The sequence below is a fragment of the Pusillimonas sp. SM2304 genome (genome assembly GCF_031628915.1).
Taxonomy (GTDB): domain Bacteria; phylum Pseudomonadota; class Gammaproteobacteria; order Burkholderiales; family Burkholderiaceae_B; genus Pusillimonas_C.
The window spans coordinates 844,846-868,893 of record NZ_JAVLUJ010000001.1 but is presented as its reverse complement, the minus strand read 5'-3'; the positions used below and the strand labels follow the sequence as shown (position 1 = coordinate 868,893).

General features: G+C 57.7%; 20 protein-coding genes. 19 read left to right on the top strand and 1 reads right to left on the bottom strand.

From position 1 onward, the window contains the following. Window positions 1-16: 16 nt before the first annotated feature. The gene (gene uvrA / locus RE432_RS04045; RefSeq protein WP_310933022.1) at window positions 17-2,866 is read right to left on the bottom strand and encodes an excinuclease ABC subunit UvrA; all 2,850 of its coding nucleotides are present in this window, start codon (window positions 2,864-2,866) and stop codon (window positions 17-19) included. A gap of 144 nt (window positions 2,867-3,010) precedes the next feature. Between uvrA and RE432_RS04040 the strand changes: the two genes are divergently transcribed. The 19 genes from RE432_RS04040 to RE432_RS03950 all read left to right on the top strand — a co-directional run bounded on the left by RE432_RS04040 (window position 3,011) and on the right by RE432_RS03950 (window position 24,039). After that, window positions 3,011-4,219 carry an MFS transporter gene (locus RE432_RS04040; RefSeq protein WP_310931924.1) on the top strand — a complete coding sequence of 403 codons (1,209 nt, stop codon included), beginning with the start codon at window positions 3,011-3,013 and terminating at the stop codon, window positions 4,217-4,219. A gap of 74 nt (window positions 4,220-4,293) precedes the next feature. Further along, window positions 4,294-5,205: a LysR substrate-binding domain-containing protein gene (locus RE432_RS04035; protein ID WP_310931923.1), complete on the top strand. Its 912-nt coding sequence runs from the start codon at window positions 4,294-4,296 to the stop codon at window positions 5,203-5,205. A gap of 153 nt (window positions 5,206-5,358) precedes the next feature. After that, on the top strand, window positions 5,359-6,348 hold the full coding sequence (locus RE432_RS04030) for a D-2-hydroxyacid dehydrogenase family protein (RefSeq protein WP_310931922.1): 990 nt from the start codon (window positions 5,359-5,361) through the stop codon (window positions 6,346-6,348). A gap of 11 nt (window positions 6,349-6,359) precedes the next feature. Beyond that, complete coding sequence (locus tag RE432_RS04025; protein WP_310931920.1) at window positions 6,360-7,379, top strand: tripartite tricarboxylate transporter substrate binding protein; 1,020 nt, start codon at window positions 6,360-6,362, stop codon at window positions 7,377-7,379. A 20-nt stretch (window positions 7,380-7,399) separates the two neighbouring features. After that, entirely contained in the window at window positions 7,400-8,419 is a 1,020-nt protein-coding gene (locus RE432_RS04020) for a tripartite tricarboxylate transporter substrate binding protein (protein WP_310931919.1), read from the top strand. Between the two features lie 30 nt (window positions 8,420-8,449). After that, window positions 8,450-9,271 (top strand): polysaccharide deacetylase family protein, encoded by an 822-nt coding sequence (locus RE432_RS04015; protein ID WP_310931918.1) that lies wholly within the window; start codon window positions 8,450-8,452, stop codon window positions 9,269-9,271. 55 nt (window positions 9,272-9,326) lie between these two features. Beyond that, complete coding sequence (gene acnA / locus RE432_RS04010) at window positions 9,327-11,981, top strand: aconitate hydratase AcnA (protein ID WP_310931917.1); 2,655 nt, start codon at window positions 9,327-9,329, stop codon at window positions 11,979-11,981. 2 nt (window positions 11,982-11,983) lie between these two features. Continuing rightward, a complete protein-coding gene (locus RE432_RS04005) occupies window positions 11,984-12,976 on the top strand; it encodes a 2-hydroxyacid dehydrogenase (RefSeq protein WP_310931916.1) in 993 nt (330 codons plus the stop codon). A gap of 69 nt (window positions 12,977-13,045) precedes the next feature. Then, window positions 13,046-13,846 carry an amidohydrolase family protein gene (locus tag RE432_RS04000; RefSeq protein ID WP_310931915.1) on the top strand — a complete coding sequence of 267 codons (801 nt, stop codon included), beginning with the start codon at window positions 13,046-13,048 and terminating at the stop codon, window positions 13,844-13,846. Next, the gene (locus RE432_RS03995) at window positions 13,843-15,207 is read left to right on the top strand and encodes an MmgE/PrpD family protein (protein WP_310931914.1); all 1,365 of its coding nucleotides are present in this window, start codon (window positions 13,843-13,845) and stop codon (window positions 15,205-15,207) included. The genes RE432_RS04000 and RE432_RS03995 overlap by 4 nt, the downstream gene beginning before the upstream one ends. Window positions 15,208-15,623: 416 nt before the next feature. Further along, a complete protein-coding gene (gene ssb / locus RE432_RS03990; protein ID WP_310931913.1) occupies window positions 15,624-16,109 on the top strand; it encodes a single-stranded DNA-binding protein in 486 nt (161 codons plus the stop codon). Between the two features lie 71 nt (window positions 16,110-16,180). Next, window positions 16,181-16,867: a TetR/AcrR family transcriptional regulator gene (locus RE432_RS03985; RefSeq protein ID WP_310931912.1), complete on the top strand. Its 687-nt coding sequence runs from the start codon at window positions 16,181-16,183 to the stop codon at window positions 16,865-16,867. 93 nt (window positions 16,868-16,960) lie between these two features. Continuing rightward, entirely contained in the window at window positions 16,961-17,815 is an 855-nt protein-coding gene (locus tag RE432_RS03980) for a MaoC family dehydratase (RefSeq protein ID WP_310931911.1), read from the top strand. Beyond that, entirely contained in the window at window positions 17,812-18,696 is an 885-nt protein-coding gene (locus tag RE432_RS03975) for a branched-chain amino acid ABC transporter permease (RefSeq protein WP_310931910.1), read from the top strand. The genes RE432_RS03980 and RE432_RS03975 overlap by 4 nt, the downstream gene beginning before the upstream one ends. Before the next feature lies 1 nt (window position 18,697). Further along, window positions 18,698-19,735 (top strand): branched-chain amino acid ABC transporter permease, encoded by a 1,038-nt coding sequence (locus tag RE432_RS03970; protein ID WP_310931909.1) that lies wholly within the window; start codon window positions 18,698-18,700, stop codon window positions 19,733-19,735. Continuing rightward, a complete protein-coding gene (locus RE432_RS03965; protein WP_310931908.1) occupies window positions 19,728-20,444 on the top strand; it encodes an ABC transporter ATP-binding protein in 717 nt (238 codons plus the stop codon). Before RE432_RS03970 ends, RE432_RS03965 begins: the two co-directional genes overlap by 8 nt. Next, window positions 20,437-21,138, top strand: coding sequence for an ABC transporter ATP-binding protein (locus RE432_RS03960; protein WP_310931907.1), 702 nt, complete (start codon window positions 20,437-20,439; stop codon window positions 21,136-21,138). The genes RE432_RS03965 and RE432_RS03960 overlap by 8 nt, the downstream gene beginning before the upstream one ends. A 41-nt stretch (window positions 21,139-21,179) precedes the next feature. Further along, window positions 21,180-22,415 carry an ABC transporter substrate-binding protein gene (locus tag RE432_RS03955; RefSeq protein ID WP_310931906.1) on the top strand — a complete coding sequence of 412 codons (1,236 nt, stop codon included), beginning with the start codon at window positions 21,180-21,182 and terminating at the stop codon, window positions 22,413-22,415. 16 nt (window positions 22,416-22,431) lie between these two features. After that, window positions 22,432-24,039 carry an AMP-binding protein gene (locus RE432_RS03950; protein ID WP_310931905.1) on the top strand — a complete coding sequence of 536 codons (1,608 nt, stop codon included), beginning with the start codon at window positions 22,432-22,434 and terminating at the stop codon, window positions 24,037-24,039. The last annotated feature ends 9 nt before the right edge of the window (window positions 24,040-24,048 follow it).

Genomic DNA, 24,048 nt, shown 5'->3' with positions numbered 1-24,048 from the left:
CTTTGCGGCCTGCTGCTTACGCTCGACCCAGATAGGGACGCAAGTAGCTGCCGGTGTGGCTGGTCGGCGTGGCGGCGATGTCCTCGGGCGTGCCCTGCGCGACGATCCGGCCCCCGCCATTGCCGCCTTCGGGGCCCATGTCTATGATCCAGTCGGCGGTCTTGATGACGTCCAGGTTGTGTTCGATGACGACGACGGTGTTGCCGCCTTCGACCAGCTTGCGCAGCACATCGAGCAGCAGGGCGATATCGTGAAAGTGCAGGCCCGTGGTGGGCTCGTCCAGTATGTACAAAGTGCGCCCCGTGCTGCGCTTGGACAGCTCCAGCGACAGCTTGACGCGCTGCGCCTCGCCCCCCGACAGCGTCGTGGCGCTTTGCCCGAGCCGCAAGTACGACAGCCCGACGTCCATCAGGGTATGCAGCTTGCGCGACACGGTCGGTACGGCTTCAAAATAGTCCAGCGCCTGTTCGACCGTCAGCTCCAGCACTTCGCTGACATTGCGGCCCCGGTAGCGGATCTCCAGTGTTTCCCGGTTGTAGCGTTTGCCGCCGCAAACATCGCAAGGGACGTACATGTCGGGCAGGAAGTGCATTTCCACCTTGACGACGCCGTCGCCCTGGCAGGCTTCGCAGCGGCCGCCTTTCACATTGAACGAAAAGCGGCCCGGGTCGTAGCCGCGCGTGCGTGATTCGGGCACCCCCGCGAACAGTTCGCGTATAGGCGTGAACATGCCGGTGTAGGTGGCCGGATTGCTGCGCGGCGTGCGGCCGATGGGACTTTGGTCGACATTGATGATCTTGTCGAAGTGCGCCAGGCCGTCAAGACTGTCGTAGGGCGCGGGTTCGGTCTGGGCGCGATGCAGTTTTTGCGCCACCGCCGTGGCGAGCGTGTCGTTGATCAGGGTGGATTTGCCCGAGCCCGATACGCCGGTGATGCACACCAGGCGTCCGGCCGGTATGGACAGATCCACCGATTTGAGGTTATTGCCTCGGCAGCCCTTCAGCTCCAGCCTGGGCAAATCGGGCGTCACGGGACGCCGGGCGGGGATGGCAATGCGTTGCGCCCCGCTCAGGTATTGGCCGGTCAATGACTTCGGGTTGCCGGCCAGATCCTGCGGCGTGCCCTGGGCCACGATGCGGCCGCCATGCTCGCCCGCGCCCGGCCCCATGTCCAGGACGAAATCGGCCGAGCGGATCATGTCTTCGTCGTGCTCGACCACGATCACACTGTTGCCCAGATCGCGCAGATGCTGCAGCGTCTGGATCAGTCGGTCGTTGTCGCGTTGATGCAGGCCGATCGACGGCTCATCCAGCACGTACATGACACCGGTCAGCCCCGAGCCTATCTGGCTGGCCAGCCTGATGCGCTGCGCTTCGCCCCCCGATATCGTGTCGGCGCTGCGGTCCAGCGACAGGTAGCTCAGCCCGACATTATTGAGGAACTGCAGGCGCGCTTCGATCTCGCGCACGATGCGGTCGGCGATTTCCTTTTTGGCCCCGGCGAGCACCAGGTCCTGGAACCAGGCCAGGCAGGCCGACAAGGACAGGGCCTCGACCTCGAAAATGGCGCGGCCGCGCCGCTCGGCCTCGCCCGGTTCATTGCCTATGAGCACATGGCGTGCTTCGGCGCGCAGGCGCGAACCCTGGCAGTCGGGACAGGTCTTGGTGTGCCGGTACTTGCCCAGCTCTTCGCGTACGGCGCTGGAGTCGGTTTCGCGCCAGCGCCGTTCCAGATTGGGAATAATGCCTTCGAATGCGTGCTTCTTGACCGTGGTCCGGCCTTTTTCGTTCAGGTACAGGAAGGAGATTTCCTCGTCGCCCGAACCGAACAGGACGCGCTCGCGGATCTCGGGCGCAAGCGCTTCGAAGGGCGTGTCGATGTCGAAATCGTAATGGGCGGCCAGACTGGTCAGCAGTGTGTGGGTGAACGCATTGCGGCGATCCCAGCCGCTGACCGCGCCGCTGGCCAGGCTCAGTTCGGGAAAGGCCACGACTCGCTTGGGATCGAAAAAATCCACGCAACCCAGGCCATCGCAGGTGGGACAGGCGCCCACCGGATTATTGAAGCTGAACAGGCGCGGCTCGAGTTCCGTCAGGCTGTGATGGCAGACCGGGCAGGCGTACCGGCTCGAGAAAGCGTGTTCTTCGCCGGTGTCCATATTCAACGCGATGACGCGGCCCTCGGCCAGGCCGAGCGCCGTTTCGAAGCTTTCCGCCAGCCGCTGCTGGCTTTCGGGCTTGACGCGCAACCGGTCCACGACCACATCGAAATCGTGTTTTTCGGTTTTCTTCAGGGGCGTCAGGGTGTCGATGGACACCATTTCGCCGTTGACGCGCAGGCGCACGAAGCCCTGGGCCTGCAGGCTGGCGCATTCGTCTTCGAAGCTGCCCTTGCGCGAGCGGGCCAGCGGCGCCAGGATGGCGAGCCGCGTATCCGGCGCCCAGCTCAATACCTTGTCGACCATCTGGCTGACGCTCTGTGCCTGCAGCGGCAGGCCGTGCTCGGGGCAATAAGGCGTACCGACCCGCGCGTACAATAGCCGCAGGTAGTCATGGATTTCGGTAATGGTCCCCACTGTCGAGCGCGGATTATGGCCGGCTGATTTCTGTTCGATGGATATCGCGGGCGACAGGCCTTCGATCAGGTCGACGTCGGGCTTGTCCATCAACTGCAGGAACTGGCGGGCGTAGGCCGACAGGCTTTCCACGTAGCGGCGCTGGCCCTCGGCATACAGGGTGTCGAAGGCAAGCGATGATTTCCCCGAGCCGGACAGGCCGGTCACCACCACCAGTTTATGGCGGGGCAGGTCGACGGAAATATTTTTAAGATTATGCGTTCGGGCGCCCCGAATGCGTATCGCTTCCATAAGCTTCATCGTGATTGAAGGTCCTGAGCCTTTCAAAGGCCAACTTGCTACTATAACGCGCAGCCCGTTTCTGTGTGCCGGCCGGTTTACGCAAACTTGCGATAATGCGGCGTCTGACCGGGCTTTTTAACTAACCGAGTTTTTATGAGCATCCCTGCCGCCCATCCGGGCCATTCACCCAAAGCCAGGCTGAAGCTGACGCCCACGGAACGGCGCGCCAGCATCACCCTGGCGCTGCTTTTTGCCTCGCGCATGCTGGGGCTGTTCCTGCTGACGCCGATTTTTGCCGTGGCGGCCCAGGCCTTGCCCGGCGGCCATGATGCCGCCCGCGTCGGCCTGGCGCTGGGGGCTTATGGCTTGACCCAGGCCGTCATGCAGATTCCCCTGGGCATGGCGTCCGACCGCTGGGGGCGCAGGCCCGTCATTGTCTTCGGCATGTTGTTGTTCATTGCCGGCGGAGTGATCTGCGCGCTGGCCGAAAGCGTGGACTGGATTACCGTGGGCCGGGTCATACAGGGCCTGGGGGCGGTATCGGCGGCGATCACCGCCTGGGTGGCCGACGCCACCCGCCCCGAAGTGCGCACGCGCGCCATGGCCATGGTGGGCGGCTCCATCGGCGTGTCGTTTGCCGTATCGCTGGTGCTGTCGCCTATGCTGGTGGGCGAGTTCGGCCTGTCGGGCCTGTTCTGGGCCATCAGCCTGCTGGGCTTCGTGTGCCTGCTGATTGCCTGCTTTGTGGTGCCTTCGGTGCCGCAGGCCAAGGCGCCCATCATCCAGGCCCGCCCGCGCGACGTGCTGGGGCATATTGACCTGCTGCGCTTGAATTTCGGCGTATTCTGCTTGCATTTCATCCTGATGGCGCTATTCATTGTGGTGCCCGGCCTGCTGGCGGGGCTGGGGCAATACGACTCGGCCAATTTATGGGAAGTGTATTTGCCGGTCATTTTGCTGTCTTTCGTGTTGATGGTGCCCGCCGTGTTTTACACGGAGACCCGGCGGGTGCACAAAGTGGCGCTCGAAGTCGCCGTAGCGGGGCTGGTCGTGGTGCTGGCCCTGATGCCGCTGGCCAGCAGCAGCTTTTTTGCCATCGTCGCCATGCTGGTGGGCTTTTTCATCGCTTTCAACATTCTCGAGGCCTTGCAGCCTTCGCTGGTGTCAAGGGTGGCGCCCCCCGAATACAAGGGGCTGGCCCTGGGTTTCTACAACACGGCGCAGTCGCTGGGCGTGTTCCTGGGCGGGGTGACGGGCGGCCTGCTGGCCTCGCAGGGCCGGCCCTCCGCCGTTTTCCTGCTGGCGTCCGCCCTGGCGTTTGTGTGGTTCCTGACCGCGCGGGGCTTCAAGGACCAGGCCTGAGTCTCTGGGAAGGGTTTTCATCTCGCGCCGGCTGATTAAAATGATATGCAGCGGCCCCTATGAGACTACGAACTATGAAATCCCATCGCCTCGACTATTTCTGCAAGGTCGCAGAGTTCGGCAGCTTTTCACGGGCCGCTATAGCATTGGGCATCAACCAGTCGGCCCTATCCCGCCACATTACCAACCTTGAGAAAGAGCTTGGTGTTCCGCTTTTTTATCGGAACGGCCGCGGCATTATCCCGACCGAACAGGGAACACGCCTGTTCTTGCGTGCGTCGAAGGCGCTCGAGGAACTGCGGTCGGCCCAGCAGGAAGTCATGCGTTCGGGTGATACCGCCTTGAACTCGGTCGTGATCGGCATGCCTCCAACCCTGGGGCGAGTGCTCGTCAGGCCAGTAACGGAACGGCTTCTTGCCAAGTTTCCAGACGCCAAACTACGATTTCTTGAGGGGCTGACGGGCAACGTGATCGAGTGGATCGATGAGGGACGCGTCGACATCGCCGTCTTCTACGGAAGCTGGGCTACCCATCGCCTGGGCGCTGAAGTGCTGATGGAAGAAAAACTCTGCCTTATTTCCAGCAAAGACGCTCCTAGGCTGGGCGATACGGTTCCGTCAGCCATCCTTGGCAAGGTGCCGCTGATTGCGCCCAGCCATGTTCACGGTCTGCGCCGGCGGCTCGAGGTGCTGGCGGCCGAGCAAAACCTGACACTTGATATCCGTATCGAAGCAGACTCCCTGGACTTGATCCTGGCGCTGGTGAAGGCCGGGTTCGGGCGGTGCCTTCTTCCTGAGCAAGCCGTACGCGGCGAATTGCTACGCGGAGAAATTCAACTCACGGAACTGGTGGCGCCCGAAGTCACCCGCTCGATGATTCTTGCCTCGCCCAATAATCATCCCAGGGTTCATGGCTTTCACGAGGTGGCGGCCGCCATCAAAGCTGAAGTTGAAATCATGTTGCAGAATAAAACGACAAAAAACTGAGCGCCGTGCGTCGGTCCGAGGGGATGCCTCCATCTCTTCGCCGGCGTAGACTGAATCCCGCCCGGACCTATGACATTTAGTCATATCAGCCTGACGCTTAAAAACGCATGCTTCTGAGGACTATCATTTTTGGACACTTACCAGAGGTCCAATATGCATATCGTTATTGCAGACGACTATCAGCGTTGCGTCAGAGAGCTTGAGTGCTTTTCCCTGCTGGCGGGGCATGACATCACCGTTTACGAAACGGCGGCAAAAGACAAGGCCGAACTCATCAAGCGTCTATCGGCGGCGGAGATCCTTGTCGTGGTGCGCGAGCGCATCACGCTAGACGAAGAAGTCATTGCCGCATTGCCGCGGCTGCAGCACATTGCGCTGGTCGGGCGCCATACCAAGACCATCGACTTTGAAGCCTGTACCCGTCACGGCATAGTCGTCACTAACGGGGTGTTCGCATCGCCCATTGCCCCGGCCGAACTGACGATGGCGCTCATCCTGGCGTCACGCCGCAATGTCGTGCTCGAGGCAAACCGCATGAGGGCCGGCGAGTGGCCCAGCACCTTCTCGTATCGGCTCGATGGGTCGACATTGGGAATCTACGGGCTGGGCGTCATCGGGGAGCGCGTTGCCCGCGCATGCGCCGCGCTCGGAATGAACATCCTGGTGTGGGGCGGCGAAGGCTCGCAGACCAGGGCAAAGGCAGCCGGTTACGAGATTGCCGAGAGCCGGGAAAGCTTCTTCAAACGGGCGGACGTTCTATCCATTCACCTGCGTTACGGCCCTAGCACCAAGGGTGCTGTGAAACTCGACGACCTTCGTTTGATGAAGCCCTCGTCGCTGTTCGTGAATACGGCGAGAGCCGAACTCATCGAGCCAGATGCGCTTGTGACCGCCCTTCGTGAAGGGCGGCCCGGGTCGGCCGCTGTCGATGTCTATGAAGTAGAGCCGGTGCTGAACGGCGACCATCCATTGCTGAAAATGGACAACGTGATTTGCATGCCGCATCTTGGCTGGGCCGATAAGGAGACTTTTGAACTGTATTACGGGGAGGCATTCGAGCAGGTCAGGAATTTTGCGACCGACGGACCTCTTCGCATTGTGAACAAAGACGTAACAAGGCGAGCGGTTTCTGCCAAAAAATAAAGGAGACAGACATGAAGCGTGACATTGAATGTACACATCCATCGCACCGCGTAGCCAGACTGAAGAAGCTGATTATCTACGCAATAGGCTCGATGGCGTTCGCCCTTGCACCCGCTATAGCGGCGGCTCAGAGCTACCCAAGCAAGATCGTGCGCATCGTCGTGGCGCAGGCGCCCGGCTCTTCGGCGGACGTCGTGGCGCGTATCCTTGCAAAGAAACTGAATGAACATTGGAATAACCCGGTAATCGTCGAGAACAAGCCCGGGGCGAACGGCAATATAGGTATGGGCGCGGTGGCCACGGCCGCTCCCGACGGCTACACACTTGGCCTTGCCGTGCCAAGCGTGATGACCGTCAACCCCTTTGTCTACAAAAATATGTCGTTCAAGCCGATGGAAGATCTGGTCCCTGTGACGCAAGTCACATCCATTGAATTCGGGCTATTCGTAAATCCCGAATTGCCGATCAAGACTGTGGAGGAATTGATCTCCTACAGCAAGAAAAAAACCGAAGGCTTGACCTATAGCTCTGCGGGCGTCGGGAATCTTGGGCATCTGGCGGGTGAGCTATTCGCCGGCCAGGCAGGCGTCACGATGCGCCATATTCCAAACAAAGGCGACACCCCCGGCCTGCTCGATGTGATGAGCGGATCAACCGACATGATGTTCGCGCCGCTGCCGTCGGCCCTGGGGTTTGTCCGCAGCGGCAAGCTCACGCTGCTTGCGGTCGCCTCGCGCAAGCGCACGACGTCTTTCCCCGATGTGCCCACGTTGATCGAATCAAATCTTCCAAATGCGATTACCGAGGGCTGGACCGGCATCGTCGCACCGGCTGGCACCCCGCCCTCGGTGATCGCCGAGATCGAGCAAGCGGTCAACAACATACTCAAGGACCAGGAAGTCACGGCGGCAATCAACAGCCAAGGCTTTGACGTTGCCGGTACGAGCTCCGAAAGTTTCGGCCAATTGATGCAGGCGGATACCCTCAAGTGGGGGCAAGTGATCGAAAAAGCCGGCATCAAATTCAACTAATAGAAAAAAAAGGCTAAATCATGAGAACGCTTTATCAACGGACAAATACGTTCGACAACACTCGCCGCAGTATCCTGAAGTATGCCAGCGGCACGGTGGTTGCCGCGGCGCTTCCCTCTTTCGCATTTGCACAGTCATACCCCGAGAAACCAAGCAAGATACTCCTGGGCTACTCAGCGGGCGGCACCGCTGACACGATGCTCCGCCTTGTGGCCCAGCAGTTGACGATCGAGTTTGGACAGCCATTCGTCGTTGAGAACAAGCCTGGCGCCAGTGGAAACATAGCGGCGACTCAAGTAGCCCGGTCGCCGGCGGATGGCTATTCATTGTTGCTGGGAAATACGGCCGAAATGGCCGTGAACAGTTCTTTCATGAAGCACACCGGATTCGATGTGGAAAAGGACTTTGCTCCGGTTGCGCTCGTCTACGATGTGCCGCTCGCGCTAGTGGTCAGCGCAGCGTCGCCGTTCAAGACACTCGATGATCTGATCGCGGCTGCAAAAAAACCAAATAGCAATATCACCTTCGCATCCGCCGGTCAGGGCAGCCCGGGGCATCTGGCCGGCGAAGAACTGGCGCGCAGCATGAACGCCTCCACCAGTATCACCCACGTTCCCTACAAGGGCGCGGCGCCCGCATTGGTCGACGTTATTGCCGGCCATGTCACCTATTACTTCTCGGGCGTGACTGCCATCACGCAATTTGTTAAGTCCGGACAGGTCCGGGTTCTTGCCCTCTCCTCGCAGAAGCGTTCCCGCTTCATGAAGGACGTGCCTACGATTGCCGAGCTGACCGGCGCGGATTTCAGCTTCACCTTATGGGGCGGAGTCTTTGCACCGGCCAAGACAGACAGGCTGATCATCGAGGCGCTGAACAAAAAAATAGGAACGGCCATGGCACAGCCCAACATCAAGGCGGCCATGGAACGTGAGGGCTCAGACGCAAATCCGATGTCGCCAGATGAATTTTCCGCCTTTGTAAAAAGCGAATCGGAAAGATATCGGCTGCTCGTTGAAAACCTTGGCATCAAGCCTGAATAAATGAATGAACGATCGTTAAAAGGAATATAGATGGACAAGCAGATGATATGGCCGGAAAACAAGAAAATCGCCGTGGTGTTCAATGTTTGCGTCGAAGCCTGGTCCGATGGAAAGGCCCCGGGAATCAGCCCGATGGGGAACCCTTTGCCGTCCGGCGTGCTGGACAACATGGCAATTTCGTGGGCTTCGTATGGCTATAAAGAGGGGATCTATCGACTGCTCGATGGGTTTGCAAAACACGGGCTGAAAGCCAGCATGATGGTCAACGGCATCGTCGCCGAACGCGCGCCCGAAGCGGTCAAGGCCATCGCCATGGGCGGCCACGAAGTGCTTTCACATTCATATTCCATGGATGTGATTCCAGCGCTGCTCGATGAAGCCGAAGAGAAAAAAAACATTCAACGTTGTCTGGAACTGCTTGAGAACGCTTCCGGACAGCAGGTGAAGGGCTGGTTGAGTCCCCGCGGCACGCCCAGTCCCAATACTGGCCGTCTTCTGAGCGACGCCGGCTTCAAGTGGTATGGCGATGTTTTCGACAGAGACCTCCCCTATCTGCAGGAATTCAACGGCAAGAAGATCGTCGCCATTCCCCTGGGCACCGATGTGAACGACATGCCTTTCATGAAATACGGCGCGCCACCGAAGCAGATGCTGGAATCCTTCATGCAGAACCTGGAGGTAGCCAATGCGAGTGGGGAAACCTGCATTATTGATGTCACCAGCCACGCGCATATCTTCGGCCGGCCGCGCGGCGCCTACTTCTACGCCCAGATCATGGCCGAGGCAGCCAGATCGGGCGCTTGGGTTGCCACGCGCAGCCAGATTGCGGATCACGTGCTTGCCTCCGCGTGACCCCTGATCGCAATCCTGTTGCACGTCGGGACGCAGTTCAGAAACACTGGAATATATGGAAAAGTTTGACATTCAATCGCAGCCATCCACACTTGAGGCCGGCAGTAAAAAGTACGAGTATTACAGCCTTGCGCAGGCCAATGCCCAGAGGGGGGAAGAGGTCGATCGCCTTCCGTATTCACTCAAGATTCTGCTGGAGAACCTGCTCCGGCAGCATGCGGAAGGCATTGCCACAAGCGATGACATCGCTAACGTAATCGACTGGCTCAAGGCGCGTACCTCCAGCAATGAAGTGGGTTTCAGGCCCGCGCGCGTAATGATGGTCGATTCTTCCGGCATTCCCTGCCTGGGCGATATGGCTGCGATGCGCGATGCCCTTCACAAGCTGGGCGGAGATCCACAGAAGATCAATCCATCGATTCCTGTGGATTTCATTGTCGACCACTCGGTCATTGTCGATTATTCAGGGACGCCCGAAGCGCTCTCCAGGAATGTTGCGCTGGAATTCCAGCGTAACCAGGAACGCTACGCCTTCTTGAAGTGGGGGGCCAAAGCATTCAACAACATGCGCCTGTTTCCCCCGGGAACGGGCATCTGCCATCAAATCAATCTGGAATTCCTTGCGCGTGTCGTATGGTCAAAGGAAGAGAACGGCCAGACGCAGGTCTACCCCGATTCGGTGCTAGGCATGGACAGCCATACACCGATGGTCAATAGCCTTGGCGTGCTGGGATGGGGCGTGGGAGGACTGGAAGGCGGGACGGCCGCGATGGGCGAGCCTGTATCGATGCTGATCCCGGAGGTGGTGGGGTGCGTGCTGACGGGGCGGCCGAAGCCGGGAATCACCGCCACTGACATCGTCCTGACCATTGTGGAAGCGTTGCGCAAACATGATTTGGTTGGGAAATTCATTGAGTACGTAGGCCAGGGAGTGCATCATCTGTCAGCCCTGGACCGCGCGACCATTGCCAATATGACACCCGAAATCGGGGCTACCGTCGGCTTCTTCCCTGTCGATTCGGAGACGATTCGTTTCCTGCGCCAGACGGGCCGAAGCGCCGAGCAGGTCGAGCTGGTCGAAGCCTACTGCAAGGCGCAGGGGCTTTGGAGGGAGTGTGAAGATCCCTTGCCCGAATACACCAGCATCATTGAAATCGATTTATCCAGTATCAGTGCCTCGATCGCCGGCCCACGCCACCCGCAGCAGCGCATCTCCATTCAGGATGCTCCAGCTGCTTTCAGTGGATGGCTGGCCTCGTTGAATGATCGCAAGCCGACGAATGGCGTCCAGGGTTCAGTGAAGGATGGCGATCTGATCATCGCGGCTATTACAAGCTGCACCAATACGGCGAACCCTTATGTGATGGTCGCCGCGGGCCTCCTGGCCCGCAACGCTGTAGAACGAGGCTTGCGAGTGCCGGCGCATGTCAAGACGTCACTCTCGCCAGGGTCACGGGTCGTCAGCGACTACCTCGAGAAAAGCGGGTTGATGCGCTCGCTTGAACAGCTCGGGTTCAACCTGGCCGGTTTCGGATGCATGACCTGTATAGGGAATTCCGGCGGCATAGACGAAACGATCGCCCGCGACATCAAGCAGCACGACATAGCCGCGGTCGCCGTGCTCTCGGGAAATCGTAATTTCGAAGGGCGTGTTCACCCCAGTGCGCGGGCCAACTTCTTGGCCTCGCCCCCCCTGGTGGTTGCGTACGCGCTGGCGGGGTCGATCCGCAAAAATCTGGTAACGGAGCCTCTTGGCGCGGACAAGGATGGGAAGCCTGTTTACTTGCGCGACATATGGCCCGGGCAAAGCGAGATCCAAGAGATCGTGGATGCCTCGCTTGTGCCTTCCGCGTTCAGTAGCCGCTACCTGGACGTCAGCAGAGGCACGCCCGAGTGGGCGTCGATAAACGCAGCCGATGGCGCCCTTTTCGCCTGGCCTCGCAGCACGTTCGTACGCCGTCCCCCATTCTTCGATCAGTTGGCCGCAAGCCCCGAGCCCACGGAAAACATCGTTGGCGCACGCGCGCTCGCGATATTCGGCGACATGCTCACCACCGATCATATCTCGCCAATCGGGGCGATTTCCCCTGGCACCTCCGCTGCGAACTACATGCAGTCTATTGGAATAGCACAGAAGGATTTTGTGAATTTCGGAGCGCGGCGACTGAATCATTCGATCATGGTCCGCGGGACTTTCGCAAACATCAGGATCAGGAATGAAATGACACCTAATGTCGAGGGCGGCTATACAAGGCATATGCCGGACGGCGAACAGATGTTCATCTTCGACGCGGCAGAGAAATATCGCACCGAAAACATACCCGTTGTCGTTGTCGGGGGAAAGGATTACGGAGCCGGATCATCGCGCGACTGGGCGGCGAAGGGAACGCGCCTGCTTGGGGTTCGCGCGGTGATCGCCGAGTCGTTTGAGCGCATCCATCGTTCAAACCTTGTTGGGATCGGCGTGGTACCGCTTCAGTTCATGCCAGGAGAAACACGCAAGACATTGGAGCTTGATGGCGCCGAGGTGTTCGATATCGATGGGCTGGACGGCGACATCCTTCCCAAGTCCAGGGCGGGATGCGTCATTACTTACGCAGACGGCCGCAAGAAAAGAATTTCGCTATTGATTCGGCTCGACACCTCTCGCGAGGTGGAGTACTTCAAGCATGGCGGAATCCTGAATATCGCGATACGCGAGAGGCTTTAGACATGTCACATTCCAGCGTTTTGTTCCTCCACGGCCTTGATGAGCCGCTAGTCGATCTCATCGTGTCGGCCGCCGCTCCTGATTTCACGGTCACCGCGCTCAAAGGAAGCGCGGCGGAAAGCGAGCAGATTGCCGCCGCGTGCGTGGCGGACTTCATGATGATCTACCGTGCGAAACCGTCCGCCAATGTGCTCAAGAGCGCAAAACGCGCACGCCTCATCCAGTTGTTGGCGGCGGGCTACGACGGAATGGACATGGAGATCATCAAGAAACTTGGCATCCCATGCGCCAACAATGGCGGCGCGAATTCATGGGCGGTTGCGGATCATACCTTGCTGCTGATGCTATCCCTTTATCGCCGCCTCATTGAAACCGACAAAGAGGTGCGCGAGGGGAAGTGGCAGTCGGGAACCACGGGCCTCAATACCTTCGAGATGGCTGGAAAGCTGGTGGGGATACTCGGGCTTGGCAATATCGGGCAGAAAGTGGCGAAGCGTGTCCAGGCGTTCGATGCCCGTGTGCAGTACCACAGCCGCCGGCGCTTGAGTCCGGACCACGAAAAAGCGCTGGGCGTGACTTATGCAAGCCTCGATGAGCTATGCGTTACGTCTGACATATTGAGTCTTCATGCGCCGCTTACCGACGAAACCGAGAAACTCATCAATGCCGAACGCCTGCGGTCGATGAAAGCATCGGCCATGCTCATCAACACAAGCCGGGGCGCTCTTGTGGATGAAGCGGCCCTGGCAGAGGCTTTGCGCTCCGGGCGTATTGCGGGGGCTGGCCTGGATGCATTTGTCGACGAACCCGTCAAGCCCGACAGCGAGCTGCTCGCGCTAAAGAATGTCGTGCTTTCGCCGCACACCGGCGGGACGACTGCCGACACCTGGCTGCGCCGCGCCCGCTTCGGATTCGGCAATATGCGCAAGGTATGCGACGGAGAGGCGCCGGAGGCGCTGGTCAATGGGATTCCCGCCAGAGTGATCGCGAATTGACGTCGCCTTTCGCATGGGCTCCCGCATCGTTTTCACTGAATATATGATCTTCCTGCATAGTTAATCATCATGATAGACACACACGTCCATATGTTTGTTCGAGGCCTCAAGTTGGCATCCGTCAGGCGATACGCTCCGGATTACGATGCAACCGTAGAGGCATATCAGCAGCTCATGAGCAAGACAGGTATTTCGCGCGCAGTCATCGTCCAGCCTAGTTTTCTGGGCACCGACAATAGCTATATGTGCGGGATCATCAAGCGGTTCCCCGACACATTCCGAGGCATCGCCACCGTCGACGCGAGCATCCCGGATGACGAGCTCGACGCCCTTGACGCAAGCGGCATCGTCGGAATCAGACTGAACCTGGATGGGCTGCCCCTACCTGATTTTTCTTCGGCCGAATGGGTGCGCCTGTTCGAAGCGCTGCGCAAGCGGCGCTGGCAGATCGAGGTCCACCGGCAGGGCAAGGATATCCCAACGCTTATTGCCCCTTTGCTGGACACCGGCCTGGACATCGTCGTTGATCATTTCGGCCGTCCTGATGACGAGGACGGCGTGAACGACCCCGGATTCCTGTACATGATGCAGCGCAGAGACTCGAAGAATCTTTGGGTCAAGCTTTCCGCGTCGTACCGCAATGGCGATAAAGGGCGCGGCGCAGCCACGGCGGTCAAGGCCGCCCGCATGCTGATCGATAACCTGGGGCCGGATCGGCTGGTGTGGGGCAGCGACTGGCCCCATACGCGACACGAAGAACAGCAGAGCATTCCAGCGACGATCAAAGAGTTTCAAACGTGGGTCCCCTCTGAATCTATGCGTGAACTGATTCTCGAATCCAACGCGGCCAGACTCTTTCACTTTGAATGAACATCATGCCAGATCAGATAAAAAGCCAAACTCAGCGTGTATGCGATTACATCGTGGAAGCGCAGGTGCGCGATATTCCCCCCGACGTGATGGGCGAAGCAAAGAAGTGCCTGGTCGACTGGGTGGCGGTCTGCATCGGAGCCTATGGTTCCCAAGAGGCCGAGATCGTGAAGTCGACCTTCGGGCAGTGGCAGAGCCGCGGCGGTTCACCCTTGCTCGAAGGGGGGAGCGCAAGCCCGGCCATCGCGGCATCTGTCAACGCAACGCTTTCACATTGCCTGGACTACGATGACACGCACATCTCCTCCGTGATTCATGTGAGCGGTCCCCTGTGGGCTGCAATTCTTTCAGTCGGGGCCGATCGATGCGTGGATGAAAACCTTTTGCTCAGGGCGTTCGTCACCGGCTTCGAAGTTGCAGCGAGGATCGGCGGCAATGGTATCGGTCTGCGCATGAACACCAACGGCTGGCATGCAACCCCAGCGTTGGGGCGCATTGCGGTTGCCGCCGCGCTCGCGGTGGTTGCCAGGCTTCCCAAAGAAAAAATCCCGCATGCATTGGGTATCGCCGCGGCTCAGGCGTCGGGTCTTACTTCCGCGTTCGGCACCATGTGCAAGCCATTCCAGATAGGCAAGACAGCAATGGATGGCGTCTTGTCGATGGAACTTGCGGAAGCCGGCTTGACCGGGCCTGCCGACGTCCTGGATACGACGCGCAGCTTCGTTCAAACCATGTTCCAGGACGGCGAGCTTACCCTGCAATTGGCGCCCTTTGAAGATGTCTGGGAAATCCGGAATAATAGCTTCAAGCCGTACGCGGCATGCCAGTTGACTCATGCAGCCATTGATGCGGCACGCATGATGGCGCCAGCGCTTGGGAATCGCGACGTTCAGAGCGTGCAAGCCATTGTCAACCCTCTGGCGTTGAAGATTGCCGGCATCCGCAATCCAGTCAGCACGACGCAGGCAAAATTCAGCCTGGCCTATTGCGTTGCGCTTGGTTTGCAGGGGTACGCCGCTACACTCGAAGACTTTGCGCTTGATCGCGTCACTGATGCGCGGCTGGCCGCACTCGCGGCCCAGGTCAAGGTTGTCGCTGATCAGTCCATGAGCCGCACCTCGGCGCGGCTGGAGGTCAGGCTCGCTTCCGGACATGTGCTTCATCAGGATGTGGAGCACGCATCAGGCAGTATTGGCAACCCCCTATCGTGGGAAGACGTCGACAACAAGTTCATCGCCGTGGTCAAACCGAAGCTGGGAGAAAAGGCAGACGTGTTGCGGCAAGTCTTGCACTCATTCGAGCTGCGCGGCTCGCTGAGGCGTTTGTTCGACCTTTCCCGTACTCCTGAAGATCACGCTTGATCATCCTGCGTCCTGATGGACCTTTGGAGCGTGTGAGCAAGTGTGCTGGAAAAGACGCACTGAGGTTGAGACGGCCCTGATAAAGGTTATGATTTCTCGTAACGTAGCGATGTCTACGTAAAGAGGGTAAAGTTTTTATTTTATCGGCAGAGCCTTGGCGCTTAAACGGCCAGGTACAAATTCAGAGTACGAGTAAGTTACACTGCTTTGGTAAGCATCACCTCAGGGTACTCAACCTTTGCCGGGAATACAAAAAGCTTTGATGCCAAAATAAAATTCATCTTTGGCGTCCGACAGGATTTTTGGTTTGGTTGACCCTTGAAAATTCATAACTATTTGATTTTATTCAGTTATAAGCGACGATTTTTTGTCCGGTGACGGAAAATTTCTGTCTATTCACAGTTAAGGGTATTGTCATGGCCTCAGTCAACAAAGTTATTCTCGTCGGCAACCTGGGACGAGATCCCGAAGTACGCTACAGCCCCGACGGCGCAGCCATTTGCAACGTATCCATCGCTACGACCAGCACCTGGAAGGACAAGGCCACCGGCGAAAAGCGCGAAGAAACCGAATGGCACCGGGTCGTGTTCTACAACCGGCTGGCCGAAATCGCCGGCGAATACCTTAAAAAGGGCCGCGCCGTGTATGTCGAAGGCCGCCTGAAGACCCGCAAATGGCAAGACAAGGACACCGGCGCCGACCGCTACAGCACCGATATCGTGGCCGACCAAATGCAAATGCTGGGCGGCCGCGACAGCGATGCCGGCATGGGCGGCGGCACCGAATACAACCAAGCGCCTGCCCAGCAGCGCAGCCAGCGTCCCGCCCAACCGCGCCCTGCCGCGCCCCAGGCTTCGCCGGCAGCGAACTTGGCCGATATGGACGACGATATCCCGTTCTAAATAACGCCGCCTACTCTTCCGCTATGCGGGCCTACCGCGACGTCAAGGCGCGTCGCGCGGGTCACTTTGCCATGTCCATAAAAAAACCAACTAAAACGAAGAAACGTCCGTGGGCCGGCGCCGCGCCACGACTCAATGTTCGTGACCTTAAGCTGGACGCCATCTATCGTGAAGCGGCTGCTTGCTTTCGCCACAATGGTTACCACGGCACCTCGCTGGAAGTCGTGGCGCAACGCCTCGGTGTTGGCAAGGCGACGCTCTACCATTACTTTTCGAACAAACAAGAGCTCTTGTTCCAGTGCCATATGGTCGCTGCCGATCAAGCCATCGCAGCTGTCAGTGACGACACGGATATATCTGGTCTGGAAAGACTGCGCTTAAGTATGAAGCGCTACACCGAGTCGATCATCGGGCCTGAGAGTTACAGCGTCGTCATCCTGGAAGAACGATCGCTCGCCCCCGATCAACTAAAACTCGTTATCGAAAAGCGCGATGAATTTGAGAGGCGCCTTCAGGCAGTTGTTTTGGTCGGCCAAGCGGATGGGACCATATTGCCCTGTGATCCCAAATTCGCCGTGTTTGCAGCGCTGGGCGCAGCCAATTGGGTCACCAAATGGTATCGCTCCAACGGCAGTTGGACGATAGGACAGGTCGCTGACGCTATGTCGCATTTTATTGTACGTGGCCTAGCTGCAGGCGCTGATTTTTCAATGAGTGAAAACCCTATATTCCCCAATAAATCAATGCCTAACAACTAATCTCGACTTTAAAGTCGAATTATCGACTCATTGGTTTACTTATCGACTTTCGGGTCATATACTTGCTGATCACGTAACTCTAGTGGACAGCAAATGTCGACGAAGTCTTCTATTCAAGCAGCGTCCGAGGCTGTGTTCGTGCGATGGGCGCCAGAGGGGTTCAAGTATCCAGTCCGCCCTATTGTGCATAGTGCACAGTGGCAGGCGGAGCGATTAAGCGCTTCTGACGTGTCGCATCATGTGCATGGCGATGTCGCGGAAGCGGGATTGTTCGGATTGGATTGCTTCGATTCCATGGTTCAGGCCGGCCTGAACATTGACGGCTATATCTTTTTTGACCAGACGTTCACGGTGTCCCGCCTGCCCGCATTGGGTGAGCAGCTCACTATAGAGGGTGAAGTGTGCGGCGTTCTGCCTGTAAAAAGAGGCTTGTTCGTGGATGAGACGTTTACGGTGCGCGATGCACATGCACGTGTTTGCCTGACCACCCGACTGCGCGGCATCGTCGATGTTTCGACGGCTTCGCTGCCAGAGGTGCACCGGATGCCCGTACGTGACAGCGCTCCTGAAGACGGCTGGCGGCAGGTCGCATCCAAGACGCTCACTCCTGACCACGTTAGAAGGTTTTCGGAAGACGTCGGAAATGATCTGCATTTCGACCCGGCTGCAGCCGCACGGTATGGCTTCGATGCACCGTTGGCGCAGGGCGTCATGTCTGCTGTCTATCTGCTTTCGCCGCTTGCCATGGGACGCATGCCTGCGCGCTTTGATGTAACCATCGACTTTCTTCGACCTATTTACTGGCATTCGCCCGTCACGCTATGGGCCCGCGACACGGCGCAAAGTGATTCGATTTCCATGGTGCAGACTCGGGACGAAGCCGATAAGGTTACTGCGCACCTCAGTGTGCGGTCGTTGTCATATATCAATAAGAAATTGTCGCCATGACTATGATCCTAGTTCAGCTCATTGTGTCCGGCATATTGCTTGGCATCATTTACGCATTGGTAAGTGTTGGTCTGACACTTATCTTTGGGGTTTCGCGCGTCAAGAACTTTGCGCACGGCGACTTTGTCATGTTGGGCATGTATGGAGCCTACGTACTGAACACCACATGGGACATTGATCCGTACATTGGCATATTGATCGTTGCACCCGTGATGTTCGCCTTTGGTTGGTTCATTGCCCGGCTACTCATCAAGCCCATTATCGGGGCGCCACAGGTCGCGCAGATTTTTGCCACCTTGGGCCTGGGTTTGGTATTGCAGAACATTGCCTTGTTCGTATTCGGCGCCGACTTTCGTTCGGCGACTTCAGTCGCCTCGGGTCACATCGTGCGTATCGGAGGCGTGAGTCTGCCGCTGGCCAGCCTCATTGCGTCGGTGGTGGCTTTGGTGGTCATACTCGGTCTCTATCTCTTTCTGCGTCGCTCGTATCTTGGCAAGGCGATGCGTGCAGTCGCGCAGGATCGTCGGGCGGCAGCGTTGATGAGCATCAACGTTAGCCGCATCGACTTTCTTACATTTGGCCTTGGCGCGGCATGTGCCGGGATTGCGGGTGCCTTGCTGGTGCCGCTGATGCCGGTTTATCCGACGGTTGGCTTCAATCTGGTTTTGATCGCTTTTGTCGTCGTGATCCTTGGCGGGCTGGGAAGCCTGTGGGGTGCGCTTGTAGGCGGGATAGCCATTGGGCTCATTGAGAATCTAAGTGCCTTTTTCATTGGTTCAGAAATGAGGCAAGTGGCTTACTTTGTGGTGTTCCTCATTGTGCTCCTCGTGAGGCCTGCCGGGTTGTTCGGCATCAAAGGTTCGGAAAAGATAGGAGCGTGACGTGAAGACATCGAATGACGGTTTAATGAGTAAAGCCTTGGGTCTTCCAGGAACGCTGGTCTTTCTTGCGCTGGTTGCCCTGTTTCCGATATTTGTCTCGGACAGCTATGCACTGCATTTCGTATGGAAGATACTGTTCTGGACGGTTGCCGCATGCGCGTGGAATATAGCCGGTGGCTACGCAGGACAATTCTCTCTGGGGCATGCGGCCTTCTTTGGCATAGGCGCCTACACCTCGACCATACTTTTCATCAGTTTCGGCGTGAGCCCCTGGCTGGGCATGTTCGTCGGCGCGGTGCTTGCCGCCCTGGTGTCCGTTGTGTTGGCAAAGCTGACGTTGCGCCTGAAGGGGCCATTCTTCGCTCTCGCGACAATCGCATTTGCTGAAGTCTTACGTATTGTCGTTGTGAATATGCGGGACATCACTGGTGGATCGCAGGGACTATCAGTGCCCTTCCAGCCGGGAATCGGCAATATGATGTTCGGAGGTAGAGAGGCCTATTTGTATGTAATGCTCGCTCTCCTTGTGATCGTGGTGCTGATCACCCATGCCCTTGAGCGCTCGTGGCTAGGCTATTCGCTTGCAGCGATAAGAAATGATGAAGAGGCCGCAGAAACACTGGGCGTCGATACCGAGGCGATGAAGATACTGGCAACAGGTATCAGCGCTTTCCTGATCGCTATCGTTGGCACTTTGTACGCCCAATACATTCTTCTGATAGAGCCGTCGACGGTCATGGGGCTCGATTTTTCGATACAGGTCGCGGTCATTGCCATTATTGGTGGCATGGCTACGCCGGCGGGCCCAATTCTGGGAGCGCTATTGATCGTGCCGCTAAGCGAGTACTTGCGGGCCGAGTTTGGAGGAACGTTTCAAGGGCTCTACCTATTGGTGTACGGTGCGCTCCTGATGATTATGGTGATCTTCATGCCCACCGGCATGGCCAGCGTCTTCCGCGACCCCAAAGCGGCCTGGCATCGAATCCGAGCGATCTTCCTCGGACAGCGAAGGAGAGGGGGAGGTAAGCGGCATGCTTGAAGTTCAGAACGTCTCGAGGCACTTCGGTGGAGTGAAGGCAGTCGACGGGGTGTCATTTAGCGTGAAGCAAGGCAGTATCGTTGGGTTGATCGGTCCCAATGGCGCCGGCAAAACGACGCTTTTCAACTGCATCGCCGGCGCAATTCCACCGTCACTCGGTGAGATCCGACTCGATGGGAAAGAGATTGCGGGCTTGAGAAGCCATGCGGTATGCAGACTTGGGCTGGCGCGCACCTATCAGATCGTGCGGCCGTTTAACGATCTAAGCGTTTTGGACAATGTCATTGTGGGTGCACTGAATCGCAGCCGTAATATTGGACGGGCCCGAAAGTACGCCGAAGAGGCCTTGGACATGACGGGACTTGCCCATGCGCGGGACCTACCCGCAAGCCAGCTCCCTTTGCCTGGCAGGAAGCGCCTGGAGATTTCGCGTGCCCTGGCCTCTGGCCCAAGAATACTGTTGCTTGATGAAGTCATGGCCGGACTTAACCCGACGGAAGTAGAGACCGCAATTGGCCTGATTCGGGACATCAGCAAAAGCGGCGTCACTATTTTGATCATCGAGCACTTGATGCGGGTAATCACCTCGGTAAGTGAACACATTGTTGTGCTCCATCACGGCCAGAAGCTCGCTGAAGGCCCACCGGCGGAAGTCATGAAGAACAAGGACGTTATCGCAGCTTATCTTGGAGAGGACTTCGTTGCTTAAAATACGCTCACTTGATGCCTACTATGGCGAATTCCAGGTGCTGTACGACGTCGAACTAGACGTTTCTCCCGGCGAAGTGGTTGTTGTGGTCGGAGCGAATGGTGCTGGCAAGACCTCTCTGATCAATGCGCTCTCGGGAACTATCGACCGGGAAGGAGAGGTATGGTTCGATCAGCGCAATATTTCTACCGTACCGGCACATGAAATCGCGGCAACGGGGCTTGTACAAGTTCCCGAGGGAAGACGCTTGTTCCCCTTTTTGAGCGTGATGGAAAACCTGGAGCTAGGTGCCTACCCGGCACACGCGCGAGCCTCTGCTGACGACACGAAGCGACGCGTGTTCGACCTGATGCCGCGCCTTCGCGAAAGGGTGGACCAGCTTGCGGGCTCCCTCAGCGGAGGTGAGCAGCAGCTATGTGCTATCGGTCGTGCGCTGATGTCACAGCCCCGCGTACTGATGTTGGATGAGCCGACGCTCGGTCTTGCACCCATCATGGTATCGATGGTCTTTGAACTCATTGATGAGATCCGCGCAAGCGGCACCACGATCCTGCTTGTCGAGCAGAACGTAAACCGATCGCTTGAGCTGGCTGACCGAGGTTATGTGCTGGAGGGGGGGCGCGTCGTACTCGAAGGAACAGGAGCAGAGTTGTTAGCAAACGATAGGCTGAAGGCAGCCTATCTGGGCGGTTGATTTCTATACTTATCTATACATCCAAGATTGGAGGAAGACATATGCGATTTAAAAGAATCATCGCGGGGCTCACCCTGCTGACTGCAGCGGTTTCACCTGTCGCGCTAGCTGCGGAAGAGATAAAAATTGGAACATTGTTTCCTCTAAGCGGCCCAATGGCCCTGCTGGGCAACGAAGCCTTCAAGGCGGCTGAAGTTGCGCGCGACATGGTCAACGAAAAAGGTGGAGTGCTAGGCAAGCAAGTTGTCTTCGCGTCGGCCGATGCCCCCAGCCCGACAGCGGCTAACGCTGAGGCGACCCGTTTAATCATTCGGGAAAAGGTGCCCCTTATTGCGGGTAGCTATTCAAGCGCCATCGCTCTGGCTGGAAGCGAGGTGTCTGAGCGTGAAGGCGTCTTGTACTGGGAAACCGTAGCAGTGGCCGACAAGATCACCGAAAGGAACTACAAGAACGTCGTGCGTCTGACGTTCAATGCCTCCATGATGGGGCAAACGGCAGCCAAGTTTGCGCATGAACTGGCCGGCCGTCTGGGTAAGGATCCCAAGGATTTTCGTCTGGCCATCATCTCAGAGGACTCAGAGTTTGGTCAATCCGTCGGCGACGCGGCGGCTGCCGAAGGCAAGAACCTTGGAATGAAAGTAGTCGCAAACGAGTTCTACAGCAAGACGGTCACAGATTTGTCATCGCTGGTATTGACGCTCAAATCCAAGCGGCCTGATGCCATCATCGCTACCTCTTACCTTAACGACGGCATTCTTTTCTGGCGACAAGCCAGGGAGCTGGATCTCAACGTTGATGCCATGATCGGCATTGGAACGGGATATGCGTTACCCGACTTCGTACAGGCTGCGGGCGATTCCGCAAATGGTATCTTTGACGTCGATGCACCCAGCTCGCTGAACATCGCTGCGCTGCCCGAAAAAACACAGAAGCTCTACACAGAGTTCACCAAGCGCTTCCAGGAGAAAACCGGTCGGCAGCCAGGGCCTCTTGCGTATATATCGTTTGGTGGTTTCTGGACACTCTTTACCGACGTGATACCACAAGCCGGTTCGATGGATCCCGCTGCATTGCGCAAAGTCGCTGGATCATTGGATATGCCTGCGGGATCCCTCTTAACTGGCGCAGGCGTTAAGTTGGATGAGAGGGGTCAGAATACGCGTGCACTGATATCAGTCATGCAGTGGCAAGATCAGAAGCTTGAGGTTGTATGGCCCGACAATGTGGCCTCAAAACAGGCCATCATGATTCCGTTGCCCGCATGGAGCGAACGTTAACCATTGGTAGAAAGCGATGGCATTGGACCTGTCCCCTACTGTCACACAGTTACTTCAGCTGGCGGCAAATGCGCATCCGGAGGCCAGGCTCATTTGGGCAGGCGCGGGCACGCGTAGCTACAAGCAACTGCTGGACGCCAGCCAGCGATGCGCGGGAGCGATGGCGCAGTTAGGCATCCAAAAAGGCGACAGGGTCGCCTTCTGGATGCCTAACGGCTGGGCGTATCTCGACTTCCTGTTCGGCGCGTTGCAATTGGGCGCCATCGCTGTAGCGGTTAACACGCGGTTTCGTGCGGCCGAAGTTGGCGCCATACTGAATCACACTCGGCCCAAAGCGCTGGTCATGGAGCCCGGCTTTCACGATATTCCCTTTGGGAACATATTGGCGAGCATTGAGCCTCATTGCGTCGCGAGCATCACGACTCTTTTTTCCTGTGGTGCCGGGGGCTTGGCTAGCAACGTCCTGCCTGATGTGCAGGTGGTTCCGTACGAGCAAGCGCTTTCCGGGCCTGTCGCACTGACGCAGCCCTCACCACAGGATTCCTGTGTGATCTTCACCACGTCGGGCACAACCAGCGGGCCGAAGTTCGTGGTGCATAATCACAGGTCTGTGGCGGGGCACGCGATAGAAGCTGCAAGCGCGTTTGGCTACGACGATTCCGATGCCCAGCTTTTGCATGCGCTTCCGTTTTGTGGCATTTTTGGCTTCAGCCAGCTTACCGCCACGATTGCTGCAGGGGCGAGCAGCATTTTCATGACGATGTTTGAGGCTGTAGAGTGCGCGCGGCTGATGCAAGAATCCACGGTCACTCATATTAGCGGGACCGACGACTTGCTAAAGCGGGTTTTGGACGTGACTACGCAAGATAGGCCATTTCCGCGATTAAGGGAGTGCGTATACGCGGGCTTTAATCCTGCCTTGGCCACCTTCCCCGAGGTTGCTGATGTTCGTGGGATGCGATTGATTGGATGCTTCGGCATGAGCGAAATCCATTCGTTTTTTTCGCGCCAGCCGGCGGATGCACCCGTCCAAGAAAGAAAGCGTCCGGGGGGCCTGCCGGTGGGCGCGACCACCAAGGTACGGGTTCGTGACACCGATACCGGTCACCTTTTGACTTATGGAGAGATCGGCGAACTGGAAATCTTTTCTAGGCACATGTTCTCCGAGTACTTTGATCAACCGGAGGCGACCCGGCTCGCCTTTACGGAAGACGGCTACTTCAAGACTGGCGATCTTGGTTGTGTTTACAACGATGGTCGCTACGAGTTCAGAGGCCGGCGAGGGGACTACATGCGGCTGTCCGGCTTTCAGGTGAATCCGCTGGATATTGAGCTTGTGATTCAGGAAATCGCTGCCGTGAATACAGCGATCGTTGTTGAAGCGCCAGCAGCAACGGGTACCCGGGCCGTGGCGTTCGTGAGGCTGAATGTTGGCCAGCTTTGGGACGAAGACGCGATACGTCAGCATTGCATAGACCGCTTGGCCAATTTCAAGGTTCCGGCTCGTTTTATTCAAGTAGAGACCTTTCCCTCGGTGATGGGGCCGAACGGAGAAAAAATTCAGCGTGGAAATCTGAAAACAGAAGCAGCTATGGCGCTTGCCTGTACACGGCATCCGCAGTAGAAGGGGAGG

What these genes read in the sequence shown, in the direction of transcription:
- acnA (WP_310931917.1), top strand. Translation starts at nt 9,327, where the DNA reads ATGGAAAAGTTTGACATTCAATCGCAGCCATCCACACTTGAGGCCGGC.
- RE432_RS03975 (WP_310931910.1), top strand. Translation starts at nt 17,812, where the DNA reads ATGACTATGATCCTAGTTCAGCTCATTGTGTCCGGCATATTGCTTGGC.
- uvrA (WP_310933022.1), bottom strand. Translation starts at nt 2,866, where the DNA reads ATGGAAGCGATACGCATTCGGGGCGCCCGAACGCATAATCTTAAAAAT.
- RE432_RS03950 (WP_310931905.1), top strand. Translation starts at nt 22,432, where the DNA reads ATGGCATTGGACCTGTCCCCTACTGTCACACAGTTACTTCAGCTGGCG.
- RE432_RS03955 (WP_310931906.1), top strand. Translation starts at nt 21,180, where the DNA reads ATGCGATTTAAAAGAATCATCGCGGGGCTCACCCTGCTGACTGCAGCG.
- RE432_RS03985 (WP_310931912.1), top strand. Translation starts at nt 16,181, where the DNA reads ATGTCCATAAAAAAACCAACTAAAACGAAGAAACGTCCGTGGGCCGGC.
- RE432_RS03980 (WP_310931911.1), top strand. Translation starts at nt 16,961, where the DNA reads ATGTCGACGAAGTCTTCTATTCAAGCAGCGTCCGAGGCTGTGTTCGTG.
- RE432_RS04040 (WP_310931924.1), top strand. Translation starts at nt 3,011, where the DNA reads ATGAGCATCCCTGCCGCCCATCCGGGCCATTCACCCAAAGCCAGGCTG.
- RE432_RS04000 (WP_310931915.1), top strand. Translation starts at nt 13,046, where the DNA reads ATGATAGACACACACGTCCATATGTTTGTTCGAGGCCTCAAGTTGGCA.
- RE432_RS04025 (WP_310931920.1), top strand. Translation starts at nt 6,360, where the DNA reads ATGAAGCGTGACATTGAATGTACACATCCATCGCACCGCGTAGCCAGA.
- RE432_RS03995 (WP_310931914.1), top strand. Translation starts at nt 13,843, where the DNA reads ATGAACATCATGCCAGATCAGATAAAAAGCCAAACTCAGCGTGTATGC.
- RE432_RS03965 (WP_310931908.1), top strand. Translation starts at nt 19,728, where the DNA reads ATGCTTGAAGTTCAGAACGTCTCGAGGCACTTCGGTGGAGTGAAGGCA.
- ssb (WP_310931913.1), top strand. Translation starts at nt 15,624, where the DNA reads ATGGCCTCAGTCAACAAAGTTATTCTCGTCGGCAACCTGGGACGAGAT.
- RE432_RS04015 (WP_310931918.1), top strand. Translation starts at nt 8,450, where the DNA reads ATGGACAAGCAGATGATATGGCCGGAAAACAAGAAAATCGCCGTGGTG.
- RE432_RS04020 (WP_310931919.1), top strand. Translation starts at nt 7,400, where the DNA reads ATGAGAACGCTTTATCAACGGACAAATACGTTCGACAACACTCGCCGC.
- RE432_RS04035 (WP_310931923.1), top strand. Translation starts at nt 4,294, where the DNA reads ATGAAATCCCATCGCCTCGACTATTTCTGCAAGGTCGCAGAGTTCGGC.
- RE432_RS04030 (WP_310931922.1), top strand. Translation starts at nt 5,359, where the DNA reads ATGCATATCGTTATTGCAGACGACTATCAGCGTTGCGTCAGAGAGCTT.
- RE432_RS04005 (WP_310931916.1), top strand. Translation starts at nt 11,984, where the DNA reads ATGTCACATTCCAGCGTTTTGTTCCTCCACGGCCTTGATGAGCCGCTA.